This is a genomic window from Telluria beijingensis, from assembly GCF_030770395.1.
Lineage (GTDB): Bacteria > Pseudomonadota > Gammaproteobacteria > Burkholderiales > Burkholderiaceae_D > Telluria > Telluria beijingensis.
The window spans coordinates 1,258,425-1,271,507 of the sequence record NZ_CP132480.1 but is presented as its reverse complement, the minus strand read 5'-3'; the positions used below and the strand labels follow the sequence as shown (position 1 = coordinate 1,271,507).

9 protein-coding genes are annotated in these 13,083 nt (G+C 64.7%); 3 read left to right on the top strand and 6 right to left on the bottom strand.

The genetic code is table 11. The features are described 5' to 3' along the window. Positions 1–127 precede the first annotated feature (127 nt). A complete protein-coding gene (locus Q9246_RS05690) occupies positions 128–853 on the top strand; it encodes a 16S rRNA (uracil(1498)-N(3))-methyltransferase (protein ID WP_306396108.1) in 726 nt (241 codons plus the stop codon). Positions 854–1,004: 151 nt separating this feature from the next. Here the strand turns inward: Q9246_RS05690 and Q9246_RS05685 are convergent, their stop codons facing one another. Then, positions 1,005–3,902, bottom strand: a complete 2,898-nt coding sequence (locus Q9246_RS05685) for a TonB-dependent receptor (RefSeq protein ID WP_306396107.1) — start codon at positions 3,900–3,902, stop codon at positions 1,005–1,007. 735 nt (positions 3,903–4,637) lie between these two features. On the opposite strand from Q9246_RS05685, the gene Q9246_RS05680 reads away from it, so the two are divergent. Both Q9246_RS05680 and Q9246_RS05675 read left to right on the top strand, forming a co-directional pair. Next, positions 4,638–6,257, top strand: a complete 1,620-nt coding sequence (locus Q9246_RS05680) for an NAD(P)/FAD-dependent oxidoreductase (RefSeq protein WP_306396105.1) — start codon at positions 4,638–4,640, stop codon at positions 6,255–6,257. Then, positions 6,254–7,120 carry an EamA family transporter gene (locus tag Q9246_RS05675; protein WP_306396104.1) on the top strand — a complete coding sequence of 289 codons (867 nt, stop codon included), beginning with the start codon at positions 6,254–6,256 and terminating at the stop codon, positions 7,118–7,120. The genes Q9246_RS05680 and Q9246_RS05675 overlap by 4 nt, the downstream gene beginning before the upstream one ends. Here Q9246_RS05675 and corA read toward each other — a convergent pair. The 5 genes from corA to glnA all read right to left on the bottom strand — a co-directional run bounded on the left by corA (position 7,098) and on the right by glnA (position 12,882). Further along, positions 7,098–8,066 (bottom strand): magnesium/cobalt transporter CorA, encoded by a 969-nt coding sequence (gene corA / locus Q9246_RS05670; RefSeq protein WP_306396102.1) that lies wholly within the window; start codon positions 8,064–8,066, stop codon positions 7,098–7,100. The two genes, Q9246_RS05675 and corA, sit on opposite strands and share 23 nt — an antisense overlap. A gap of 62 nt (positions 8,067–8,128) precedes the next feature. After that, a complete protein-coding gene (gene ntrC / locus Q9246_RS05665) occupies positions 8,129–9,628 on the bottom strand; it encodes a nitrogen regulation protein NR(I) (RefSeq protein WP_306396101.1) in 1,500 nt (499 codons plus the stop codon). Between the two features lie 62 nt (positions 9,629–9,690). Next, on the bottom strand, positions 9,691–10,779 hold the full coding sequence (gene glnL / locus Q9246_RS05660; protein WP_306398091.1) for a nitrogen regulation protein NR(II): 1,089 nt from the start codon (positions 10,777–10,779) through the stop codon (positions 9,691–9,693). A gap of 11 nt (positions 10,780–10,790) precedes the next feature. Beyond that, positions 10,791–11,303, bottom strand: coding sequence for a DUF4124 domain-containing protein (locus Q9246_RS05655; RefSeq protein ID WP_306396099.1), 513 nt, complete (start codon positions 11,301–11,303; stop codon positions 10,791–10,793). A 163-nt stretch (positions 11,304–11,466) separates the two neighbouring features. After that, positions 11,467–12,882: a type I glutamate--ammonia ligase gene (gene glnA, locus Q9246_RS05650; protein WP_306396097.1), complete on the bottom strand. Its 1,416-nt coding sequence runs from the start codon at positions 12,880–12,882 to the stop codon at positions 11,467–11,469. Positions 12,883–13,083: the final 201 nt, after the last annotated feature.

Here is a 13,083-nt window from a genome sequence, read left to right as displayed (position 1 = left end):
CGTGGATCAGGGATTGGAAAGCGATGGCCCGCGAGGCCGTAGCCCGTTATTCTACCAGACCGGGGTGCTGCCGATTTAAAATGCAGGTTTATTCCTTTAACGCAAGCCCGCGCTGCGATCGCCCAGAATGCCCCGTTTTTACTGCCCCCAGCCGCTCGCCGCCGGCGCCACCGTCGACCTGCCGGAAGCCGTCGCCCACCACCTGCACGTGGTGCGCCTGCAGCCGGGCGCCGGCCTGACCCTGTTCAATGGCGAAGGCGGCCAGTACCGCGCCACCCTGCTCGACACCGGCAAGCGCCGCGCCACGGCGACGGTCGTGGCCTTCGAGGAGGTCGAGGCCGAAGCGCCCTACGCCGTCACCCTGGCCCAGGGCTTGCCGGAAGGCTCGAAAATGGACTGGATCGTGGAAAAGGCGGTCGAGCTCGGCGTGACCGCGATCCAGCCGCTGGCGGCCGGGCGCAGCGTGGTGCGGCTGGCCGGCGAGCGGGCCGAGAAACGGCAGGCCCACTGGCAAGGGGTGATCGTGGCCGCGTCCGAGCAGTGCGGACGCAACCGGCTGGCGCGGCTGCATCCCTTGATGGACGTCGGACCGTGGCTGGCGGCGCCGGCCGAGGGTGTGCGCATCCTGCTCAGCCCGCGCGCGACCGAATCGTTGGCCGGCTGGGCGCGTGGCAATGCGCCGCAGCCGGTGACCTTCCTGATCGGGCCCGAAGGCGGCCTCACGCCGCAGGAAGAAGCCGCGGCGGTTGCCGCTGGCGCCCTGTCGCTGTCGATGGGGCCGCGCGTGCTGCGCACCGAGACGGCGGGACTGGCGGCGCTGGCGGTACTGGCCGGGGCCTGGGGTGGCATCTGAGCGTTCACGCACTATATATATTCCATTGTTAACGTCAAAACGTCGTTCCCGCGCAGGCGGGAACCCAAGTGCTGCTCGCGCTGTCAAAACGCTTGCAAACTTAGGTTCCCGCCTGCGCGGGCACGACGTGCTTATGCAGTTGGCTTAGAACTTAGAACGTGTAGTTCGCCCCCACGCTGAAGAAACGACCCACCGCGCCAGGCTGGTGCAGCGAAGCGTTGTACGAGGTCTGGTTACCTGCGTTGCCATAGGTGGCGACGTCATACGGGGCTTCCTTGTCGAACAGGTTCAGGATCGCGCCGCGGATGGTCAGGTTCTCGGTGAGCTTGTACGACACGTTCAGGTTGGTCGTGGTGAACGACGACACATTGCAGTACCACGAAGGCTGGACCAGGCCCTGGAAGTAGGCGCGGCCGCCCACGTGTTCCGCCGTGGTGGCGCAATCGGTCTCGCCCAGCGCCGGATCGAAGGTCGAGAAGCCGCTGGTGTAGTTCACGGTGGCGGTCACGTCCAGCGGGCCGCGGGCGTAGCCGAGGGTGAACTGGGCGCGGTCTTTCGGGTTGCCCGTGGCGCCGCCGACCGACGACGGACCCTGGGTGCCGGCCAGCTGGTATTTTTCGCCAGCCACTTCGGTCTCGTAACCGAAGGTGTGCGCGGCGCTCAGGTTGGCCGTGATGGTGCCCTTGTCGCCCAGGCGCCAGCGGTAGCGGATGTCCGCTTCGATGCCGTGGGTTTCGGTGCTGCCGGCGTTGATGTACGGCGACAGGCCGTACAGGATCGGACCGACAGCCGGGATGCCCACCGTCGTGTTGCTGCCGACGCCGGTCGCGATGTCGATCGGCGCTGCCGGACCACGAACCCAGGTCGGCGTGAAGCTCGGGTCGTTGCCAGCCTGGGTCACGATCAGGTTCTTGATCTGGATCTTGTAGTAATCCAGGGTCATGTTCAGGCCACGCATCGGCTCGACGATCATGCCGAAGGTGAACGACTTCGATTTCTCGGGCTGCAAGTCGGGATTGGTGGTCTGCACGTATGGCGGGCTGAACGAGCAGGCGGTCGGCACGTTGCCGGCCGTGGTCTGGCTGCCGTTGGCGCACAGGATCGGATCGCGGATCGCATTGAAGGTGAAGAAGGAACCGGCATTGCCGACCTCGGCCGGGGCCGGGGCGCGGAAGCCGCGCGCGAAGGTGCCGCGCAGGCCGAACTGCTGCATCGGCGTCCACTTGAAGTTGGCCGACGGCGTGAACGAACGACCGTAGGTGTCGTAATGGTCGTAGCGGCCGGCGACGCCGATCTCGACGTTCTTGATCGGGATCGCCTGCAACTCGGCGAAGGCCGCCTTGTTGGTCTCTTCGCCGATCGTGAAGGCAGAGGTGCTGGCCACGGCGCCATTGAGCGTCAGGCTCGATGGCGGAGCATCCTGCTCGCGCTTGTGCCAGTGCAGGCCGGCGGCGAAGTTCAGCGGGCCGGCGCCGAAGTTCGACAGCAGCTCGCGCGAACCGATCAGGTCGGCGTAGTTCAGGGTCGATTCGATCTTGTTGCTGAAGCGCGGCGACACCTGACTCATGACGGCCGGCGAGTTACCGCCCAGCACATTGAAGCTGCCGTTGCGCAGCGCGTCGTACAGCGCGCTGCGGTTGACGTAGCCGCTGTAGTCGAGGTCGTTCTTGACCTTGGTGGCGCCAATCGAGGCGGTCACGTCCCAGCCGTAGGCGCTGCCGATCAGGTCGGCCGAGAAGCGGGTCGCGGTCGATTCGTTGTAGGTCGTCAGGGCCGGGCCGACGTCCGGGATGTAGCCGTACAGGCGGGCATTCTGGCCGAAGGGATTGGTGACGTTGGCGCCGACCTGGGCGCCCGGTGCGAAGGTCGTGTTCGGCACGGCGCCGACGCGCGGGGTCAGCACGCCATTGACCAGCGTGGTGGTGCCGTTGAAGCTGATCGGATTGAAGGCCAGCGGCGAGTTATTGGCGCTGTTGCGGTTATTGGTGCTCTCGCGGCGGAACATCGAGCCCTTGAACTGCACCTCCCAGTCTTCGCTCAGCTTCTTGGTCATGCCGACCAGGATGTTGAGGTTCTCGGTCGGCGGCTGGATGAACGATTCGGTGTCGCGCACCGAGCAACCGCCGGCGCGGTATTTGGCGAAGTTACAGTTCGGATCCAGGAACACGTAGTTGGCCGGATTGTCGACGTTGTTCACGCCGGCCGGGTTGTTCGGATTGGTCGGGTTGTACAGGAACGGGCTGCTGGACGGGGTCAGGAAGCTGTTGATATTGGTCGGCACGCCCAGGGTCAGGTTGTTGCCGCCACGCGCGCGCCAGTCGCGGTTGGCGTAGCCGAACTGTTCGCGGTCGGCGACGTAGATCGGGTCCTGCTTGCGGTATTCGGCGGTGATGAAGGCGTTGTAGCCGTCTGCGCCGAGGTCGCCGATGCCGGTGCTGATCGAGGCGCGCTTGGTCTTGCCGCCGCCGTGCTGGGTGTCGCCCACTTCGGCCGACAGGCGGGTGCCGTTCAGATTCTTCTTGAGCTTGATGTTGATCACGCCCGCGATCGCGTCGGAGCCATACAGCGACGAGGCGCCGCTTTTCAGCACCTCGATGCTCTCGATGGCGTCGAACGGGATCGACGACACGTCCACGAAGGAGCGCTGGGCGTCGTCCGACAGCGGATACGGGGCCATGCGGTGGCCGTCGATCAGCACCAGGGTCGCGCCGACGGTCAGGCCGCGCAGCGAGATGCCCGAGGCGCCGTTGGCGAAGGCGCCGGCAAAGCCGGTGCCCAGGGTACCGGCGCCGTTGGCGGCCAGGTCGGTCAGGAGTTCGGCGACCGAGGTCTTGCCGCTCTTCTGGATGTCGGCCGCGGTCAGCACCTGCACCGGGGTCGGGGTCTCGGTGTTGGCGCGGCTGATCAGCGAGCCGGTCACCACCACGCGCTGCGGGCCAGCCTCGGCAGCGGCCGGCTGGGACTGGGCCATGGCCGGCGCTACGCCGACCAGCGCGCCGCTGGCGATTGCGCAGGCAATCGCAAAGGGCATCGACTTGAGTTTCAACATGGGTACTTCTCCTTATTCTTTTCTTGTGGTTACTTGCGGCATCGATCACGACGACGCGCAGCGCCCCCTGGGAAGGATGGATTTTTCTGCGTCTGAATACCACGCCTGCATATAAACCTATTCACGGCCATACGTCATATGCATAACAAATATAAAGAACGAACAGCCTCGATTAACGCTTTCATGGAAATCAAACGTTATTCAAGTGAACATATAAAAACATATGACATTAAAAAGTGTCAATACGACACAATGGCATCAAAATGTGAAATACAACACATTTCCAAGGTGGATGCTTCTCTATGCTCAATGCATGAACGCTGACAGCATGGACCATACATACGAGGTAAATATGGTATAAGGAACGCGGAAATGCGCTAAATCCTTGTATTTACGATAGTTTCATTGCTTATATCGGTGATCTTTCGCGGCTCTGCCCATCAGTGCGTCAGCCCATCGAGCCAGACAATATTTACACGACCGTACTCAATCCGAATTGTGGTGAATTTGTAGAACGCCAGAATGCAGTTGCGTAAACACTACAGAACATCCTTACTACCGCGAAACATTCAACAAAATTGAAAAATACACTCTCACATTGGGTATAGGGGCTAAAAACAGGCTTCTCCAGTCGGTGCTCAAGGGCAGCAACGGCGGCTCCGCCGCGGGCCCGCTGCCGAGGTAAAATAGCGGTTTGCCCGCTCCCTTTGTTGCCTCACCAGCAACCACCCGCCCATGCTGCGTATTAACGAACTCAAACTCCCCCTGAACCATCCCGAACCTGCCCTGCGCGAAGCCATCCTGGCCCGCCTCGGGATCGGGGATGCCGACCTGCTCGACTTCACCGTCTACAAGCGCAGCTACGATGCGCGCAAGAAGGCCGCCATCGTGCTGATCTATTCGATCGATGCCGACGTGCGCAATGAGGCGGCGGTACTGGCGCGCCTGAAGAAGGACGCGCACGTGATGCCCTCGCCCGACGTCGACTACAAGTTCGTGCAGGTGAACAAGCCGGCCCCTGGCACCCCGCGTCCAGTCGTGGTCGGCACCGGCCCCTGCGGCCTGTTCGTGGCGCTGATCCTGGCGCAGATGGGCCTGAATCCGATCATCCTGGAGCGCGGCAAGATCGTGCGCGAGCGCACCGTCGACACCTTCGGCTTCTGGCGCAAGCGCAAGCTCAATACCGAGTCGAACGTGCAGTTCGGCGAAGGCGGCGCCGGCACCTTCTCGGACGGCAAGCTGTACAGCCAGATCAAGGACAGCAACCACCACGGCCGCAAGGTCCTGACCGAGTTCGTGCGTTTCGGCGCGCCCGAAGAGATCATGTACGTCAGCAAGCCGCACATCGGCACCTTCCGCCTGGTCAAGATGGTCGAACAGATGCGGGCCGAGATCATCCGCCTGGGTGGCGAGATCCGATTCGAAACGCGGGTGGATGACGTGCTGATCGAAGAGACGGGCGGCGTGCGCCAGGTCGTCGGCGTGCGCCTCGCGAGCGGCGAAGAGATCGCAACCCGCCACCTGGCGATGGCGATCGGCCACAGCGCGCGCGATACCTTCCAGATGCTGTACGACCGCGGCGTGTACGTCGAAGCGAAACCGTTCTCGATCGGTTTCCGGGTCGAGCACCCGCAATCGCTGATCGACGTCTGCCGCTTCGGCCCCAACGCCGGCAACAAGCTGCTCGGCGCGGCCGACTACAAGATCGTGCACCACGCCTCCAACGGCCGCTCGGTGTACAGCTTCTGCATGTGCCCGGGCGGCACCGTGGTCGCCGCCTCGAGCGAAGAAGGCCGCGTGGTCACCAACGGCATGAGCCAGTATTCGCGCGCCGAACGCAATGCCAATAGCGCGATCGTGGTCGGCATCGAGCCGAGCGACTACCCGGGCCACCCGCTGGCCGGCATCGCATTCCAGCGCGAACTCGAATCGCGCGCCTTCGTGCTGGGCGGCGGCACATACGACGCGCCGGGCCAGCTGATGGGCGACTTCGTGCGCGGCGTCCCGTCGAAGGAATTCGGTTCCGTCATCCCCTCGTTCCGCCCGGCCGTGCACCTGACCGACCTGGCGACCTCGCTGCCCGACTACGCGATCACCGCGATGCGCGAAGCCTTCGTCGCCTTCGACAAGCAGATCAAGGGCTACTACAAGGAAGACGCGGTGCTGACCGGCGTCGAGACCCGCACCTCGTCGCCGATCCGCATCCGCCGCAACAACGACGACCTGCAAAGCCTCAACACGCGCGGCCTGTTCCCGGCCGGCGAAGGCGCCGGCTACGCGGGCGGCATCATGTCGGCCGCCGTGGACGGCATCCGCGTGGCCGAGGCGGTAGCGACCGCGATGGCGGCCAGGTGACGGGCAACGCCGCCGCCAGCCCCCAGGGAGTGGCCGCGCCCGCGCTGGCCATCCTCGGTTCGCTGGTGTCGGTCAATGCCGGCGCGGCCTGGGCCAAGGGCCTGTTCCCGGTGGTCGGCAGCACTGGCGTGGTGGCGCTGCGGGTGGGGCTGTCGGCCCTGATCCTGCTGGCGCTGGTGCGCCCATGGCGCTTTGCCCTGCGCCGCGCCGACGTGCCGAATATCGTCATCTACGGCGTGATGCTGGGGGCGATGAACCTGTGCATCTACCGCGCCTTCGAACGCATCCCGCTCGGGATCGCGGTGGCGATCGAAGTCACCGGGCCGCTGGCTGTAGTGATCCTGTCCTCGCGCCATGCGCGCGATTTCCTGTGGGTGATCTGCGCCGCCATCGGCCTGTGGCTGCTGCTGCCGGTCGCCGGCGCCAGCGCGCTCGATCCGGTCGGCGTCGCGTACGCGCTGGCGGCGGCGTTCTGCTGGGCGATGTACATCGTGTTCGGCAAGCGGGTGTCATCGCTGGACGGTGGCCAGGCCGTGTCGCTCGGCCTGCTGGCGGCCAGCGTGTTCGTGGTGCCGTTCGGCGTCAGCCACGCCGGCGGCGACCTGCTGGCGCCGGCGGTACTGGGCGGCGGGCTGGCGGTGGCGCTGCTGTCGTCGGCCGTGCCCTATACGCTCGAGATGAAGGCGCTCAAGCGGCTGCCGCAACGGGTGTTCGGGATCCTGGTCAGCGCCGGGCCGGCCGTGGCAGCGCTGGCCGGCTTCGCGCTGCTGGGCGAGCGGCTCACCTCCCTGCAATGGCTGGCGATCGGGCTGGTGACGCTGGCCTGCGGCGGGGCGGCGGCTACAGCCAGCCGGCCTTCCTGAAACGCCGGTACAGGTAGGCGCATACGCCGACCATGGTGAGCAGCGCCAGCGGATAGCCCCACTTCCACTTCAGCTCGGGCATGAACTCGAAATTCATGCCCCACACCCCGGCAAAGGCCGTGAACACGGCGAAGATCGCCGCATACGAGGCCAGCTTCTTGCTGACCTCGTTCTCTTCGATCGCCACCATCGACAGGGTCACCTGGATCGCGGTATTGATCGTGTCGCGCACCGCGTCCAGGCGGCCGGCGATGCGGTACAGGTGGTCATGCACGTCGCGGAAGTAATCCTGGGTCTCGACCACCACGCCCGGCACCCGGCCGCCATACAGGCGCCCGACCGCGTCCATCAGCGGCACCACGGCGTGGCGCAGCGTCTGCGCCTTGCGCTTGAGCTCATACAGGCGCTCGACGTTGGCGCGCTGCTTGCCCTGCATGCCGAAGATGTGGTCCTCGATCGATTCGAGCTCGGATTCGAGCATGTCGACCACCGGGAAGTAACGGTCGACCACGGCGTCGACCAGCGCGTACAGCACGAAGCCGGCGCCCTTTTTCAGTTGATGCGGTTCGCGCTCGGCGCGGGCGCGCACGCCCAGGAAGCCCTGGTTGGCGTCGCGCCGCACCGACAGCACGTAGTTCTCGCCCGCGAACACGGCCAGCTGGCCGACGTTCAATTCGTCGCCCGCCAGTTCCACGATCTGGGCCACGACGAACAGCGAGTCGCCGTATTCCTCCAGCTTGGGCCGCTGGTGGCCGCGCAGCGCGTCTTCGACCGCCAGTTCGTGCAGGCTGAATTCTTCCTGCATCAGCGTGATGTCGGCGGGGGCCGGGTCGCGCAGGGCGACCCAGACGAAGGTGTCGTCCTGTTTCAGGTATTCGCTGATATCCTCGACCGGGATATCGCACAGTTTCTTGCCTTCCTGGTAGGCGACGCAGTTGATCAGCATGGAGGTGAACAGTAAGACGGGCGATGCAGGAGCTTACACCACCGCCCGTACGGTACACCACCCTACTCTTCGCGCGCGCCGTCGATCCCCAGTTCCACGATCTTGCGGGTGATCGTGTTGCGGCCGATCCCGAGCCGCATCGCGGCATCGTTCTTGCGCCCGTGGGTGTGCTTCAATGCAGTCCTGATCAGCGCCGATTCGAACTGGCGCCCGAGGATATCCATCACGTCCATCTGGCCGGCGCTGAGCATGCCGGCGGCCTGCAGCTCCAGCAGGCCGATCCAGCCCTCGGGCAGCGCGGGCGCCGCCGCGGCCTGCATCACGATGCCGCCGGCGCTCGCCATCGGCAGCGCCCCCGCCCCCACCACGCCATCAGACAGCGGCACGGGATTGGTCCCCTGCGGCGCCTGGCCCTGGGTCAGGTCGCGCGGCAAGTCCTTCACCTCGACCGTCTGGCCGGGCGCCATCACCGTGATCCAGTTGCACAGGTTTTCCAGCTGCCGTACATTCCCCGGCAATTCGAGGCCGGACAGGAAACGCATCGCCTGCTCGCTCATGCGCTTCGGTTCGACGCCCAATTGGTGTGCACTCTGCACCAGGAAGTGGCGCGTAAGGATCGGAATGTCGTCGCTGCGCTCGCGCAAACTCGGCAGGCGCAGGCGGATCACGTTCAGGCGGTGATACAAGTCTTCGCGGAACAGGCCGTCGCGCACGCGCTGCTCGAGGTTCTGGTGGGTGGCGGCGATCACGCGCACATTGGCCTTCACCGGCTGGTGGCCGCCGACGCGGTAGAAGTGGCCGTCCGACAGCACCCGCAGCAGGCGGGTCTGCAGGTCGAAGGGCATGTCCCCGATTTCGTCGAGGAACAGCGTGCCGTCCTCGGCCTGCTCGAAGCGGCCGCGGCGCATGGCCTGGGCGCCGGTGAAGGCGCCGCGCTCGTGGCCGAACAGTTCCGATTCCAATAAGTCTTTCGGGATCGCGGCCGTGTTCAGGGCGATGAAGGGCTGCGCCGCGCGTGGGCTGTGCTTGTGCAGGGCGCGCGCCACGAGTTCCTTGCCAGTGCCCGATTCCCCCGTGATCAGGACCGTCACATTCGATTGCGACAGGCGGCCAATGGCGCGGAAGACTTCCTGCATCGCCGGCGCGTGGCCCAGGATCTCGGGCGTCTCGGCCGGCGGCGCCTCGACGCTGGCCTCGCGCAGGCTCTCTTCCAGCGCGCGCCGGATCAGCGCCACCGCCTTGTCGATGTCGAACGGCTTGGCCAGGTAGTCGAAGGCGCCGCCCTGGAACGAGGACACCGCCGAATCGAGGTCCGAGAAGGCGGTGATGATGATGACCGGCAGGCCGGGATGGCGGGCTTTCACCGCCTGCAGCAGGTCGATGCCGGATTCGCCCGGCATGCGGATGTCCGATACCAGGACCTGCGGGGTATCGGTCTCGAAGGCGGTCAGGGCCTCGCGCGCGTTGGCGAAGCTGCGGGTCTCCAGGCTTTCGCGCGCGAGGGCTTTTTCAAGTACCCAGCGTATCGATGCGTCGTCGTCGACAATCCAGATTGGTTTCATGTATTCGTGCTTCCCGCAACATGGATTCAATAAGGGACTGGCCGGCGCACCTGGCCCGTCGCTTATGGCAACGGCAGCAGGATACGGAAATCCGTCAGTCCAGGCCGGCTTTCGCACTCGATCACCCCCAGGTGCTGCTGCACGAAGGTTTGCGCCAGCGTCAGCCCGAGGCCGCTCCCGCCGTCGCGCCCGGATACGAGCGGATAGAAAATGCGGTCGCGGATATCGGGCGCGATGCCCGGTCCATTGTCGATGATATGCAAGTCTAATGCCAGCCCGTAGCGGACCTTGGCCAGGGTGACCTGGCGCGCCACCCTGGTGCGCAGAATGATCTCGGCGTCGCCCTGCGCGATGCGGCCGGCCAGGGCCTGGGCCGCGTTGTGGGCGATGTTCAACACCACCTGGATCAGCTGCTCGAAATCGCCGCGGAACTCGGGAATCGACGCGTCGTAGTCCCGCTTGATCGTGAGCCCTTGCGGGAACTCGGCCAGGATCAGGCTGCGCACCCGCTCGCACACCTCATGGATGTTGACGTCCCCAACGATGTGAGGTTTCCTGTGCGGCGCCAGCAAGCGGTCGACCAGCGTTTGCAGGCGGTCGGCTTCCTTGATGATCACCTGCGTGTATTCCTGCAGCTCGAGCAGGTGGTGCGGCGGCAGCTCGAGTTCGAGCAACTGGGCCGCGCCGCGGATGCCGCCCAGCGGGTTCTTGATCTCATGCGCCAGGTTGCGAATGAGTTCCTTGTTGGCCTGGCTCTGGTCGAGGATGCGCTCCTCGCGGTCGAGTTTCAGCTGCTGCACGTTCTCGCGCAGCTCGATCAGCAGGGTGCCGTCGCCCAGCGCGCTGACGATGCTGTTCACGTGCAGCGGCTCGCGCCCCGCGCGCTGCAGGGTCAGGTCCTGGCGCAGGTCGGCGTATTGGTGGGCCAGCGCCTGGCCGATCAGCGCGGCCAGCTCGGCGCCGTTGACGAACAGCTCGGGCAGGCGGTGGCGCTGCAGCGACTTGAGCGACAGCTCCATCAGGTTCTCGGCGGCGGCATTCGCGTAGAGCACGTCGCCTTCCGCGCCGGTCAGCAGCACGGCCGAGGCCAGCAAGTCCAGGCCGGCGTAGCGGGCGGGGTCGCCGGCATCGAAGGCGGGCGTGTCATCCATCGGTGGCAGGGTCATCGAATATTGCCGATCTCGCGCCGTAGCGCCTCGATATTGCGTTCGGTACGGCCGATCTCGTCGCGCATCGAGGCCACCCGCTCCTGGTACTTGGCGTAGTTGCGTTCGTTGCCCTGGCGTTCCGGCTCGCCGTTGTTGAATTCCTTGCGAAGGTCGGCCAGCTTGCGTTCCTCGATGCGCAACTCGTCGCCCAGGATCTCGCGCCGCTCGTCGTCGCGCGCGCGCTGCACGGTATTGTCCACGCGCGGGAAGCTCGACGGCGTGCTGGCGGCCGGGCTCGAGGCGCTGGCGCCGCCCCCACCGCTTGACGAGCGCGGCGCCGGGATCGGGGCCGATGCGGCCGGCGGCGAACGGTAGCCGGTATCGATCAGCTGGCACTTGCCGACCTTGGTGTCGGTGTACAGCGGGCGTCCGTTGGCGTCGGTACAGCGGTAGATCTGGGCCTGCGCCGAAGCGCACATCAGCAGCGCAAAGACTGCCACAACACTCTGGAAAACGATGTTTGTCATTCCTATCACTCGGTAGCTGGCATCGGCAGGATGATGCATTGTAGTCGCGCCCGACTATACCCGAAGCAACAAAAAACGCGGGGAAAGCCATCGCTTTCCCCGCGTTTCATGGCATCGCCGTCAACGCCGGCGATGCGCAGGTACAACAGTATTGATCAAGCGATCACGACGAGTAGTACATGTCGAATTCAGCTGGGTGCGGGGTCATGCGCAGGCGCTGCACTTCGTTCATCTTCAGCTCGATGTAGGCATCGATCATGCTGTCGCTGAACACGCCGCCGCGGGTCAGGAACTCGCGGTCCTTGTCCAGGGCTTCCAGCGCTTCTTCGAGCGAGGCGCACACGGTCGGGATCAGCTTGTCTTCTTCCGGCGGCAGGTGGTACAGGTCCTTGGTCGCGGCTTCGCCCGGGTGGATCTTGTTCTGGATGCCGTCCAGGCCGGCCATCAGCAGCGCGGCGAAGCACAGGTAGACGTTGGCCAGCGGATCCGGGAAGCGGGTCTCGATGCGGCGGCCTTTCGGGTTCGCCACGTGCGGGATGCGGATCGAGGCCGAACGGTTGCGGGCCGAGTAGGCCAGCTTGACCGGGGCTTCGTAGCCAGGCACCAGGCGCTTGTACGAGTTGGTGCCAGGGTTGGTGATCGCGTTCAGCGCGCGTGCGTGCTTGATGATGCCGCCGATGTAGAACAGCGCGGTTTCCGACAGGCCGGCGTAGCCGTCGCCGGCGAACAGGTTCTTGCCGTCTTTCCAGATCGACTGGTGCACGTGCATGCCCGAGCCGTTGTCGCCGTTGATCGGCTTCGGCATGAAGGTCGCGGTCTTGCCGTAGCTGTGGGCCACGTTCCAGATCACGTACTTCATATTCTGGGTCCAGTCGGCACGCTCGACCAGGGTCGAGAACTTGGTGCCGATTTCATTCTGGCCGGCGCCGGCCACTTCGTGGTGGTGCACTTCGACCGGGATGCCCATCGATTCGAGGATCAGGCACATTTCGGAGCGCATGTCCTGGAACGAATCGACCGGTGGGACCGGGAAGTAGCCGCCTTTGACGGTCGGACGGTGGCCGCTGTTGCCGCCTTCGATTTCCTTGTCGGTTGCCCACGACGATTCGTCCGAGTCGATCTTGACGAAGCAGCCCGACATGTCGATCTTCCAGCGGATCGAGTCGAAGATGAAGAATTCAGGCTCCGGGCCGAAGAAGGCTGTGTCGCCGATGCCCGACGATTTCAGGTAGGCTTCGGCGCGCTTGGCGATCGAGCGCGGGTCGCGGTCGTAGCCCTTGCCGTCCGACGGCTCGATCACGTCGCACTGCATGAACAGCGTGGTCTCTTCCATGAACGGGTCGAGGTTGGCGGTGTTCGGGTCTGGCAGCAGGAGCATGTCCGAGGCTTCGATACCTTTCCAGCCGGCGATCGACGAACCGTCGAAGGCGTGGCCGGATTCGAATTTGTCCAGGTCGAAGTGCGACACCGGGACCGTGACGTGCTGTTCCTTGCCGCGGGTATCGGCGAAGCGTAAATCAACGAATTTGACTTCGTTGTCCTTGACCAGTTGCATTACATCTGCGGCGGACTTTGCCATTCGGAATCTCCTAATTGAAAAAAGGATGTCGCATCATGAGAAACGACAACTTGCATCATCTTGAAGCATAAAGCGTGCCAACTTAGCTCCACGCCGTTCGCATGAGGGCATGCGCAAATCGTTCTTGGGAGGCGAGCCAGTTTACCCATAAAATCGCGTCGATCGGCAGGGTTGTCGAAAGAATTATGCTCAGTTCGAATG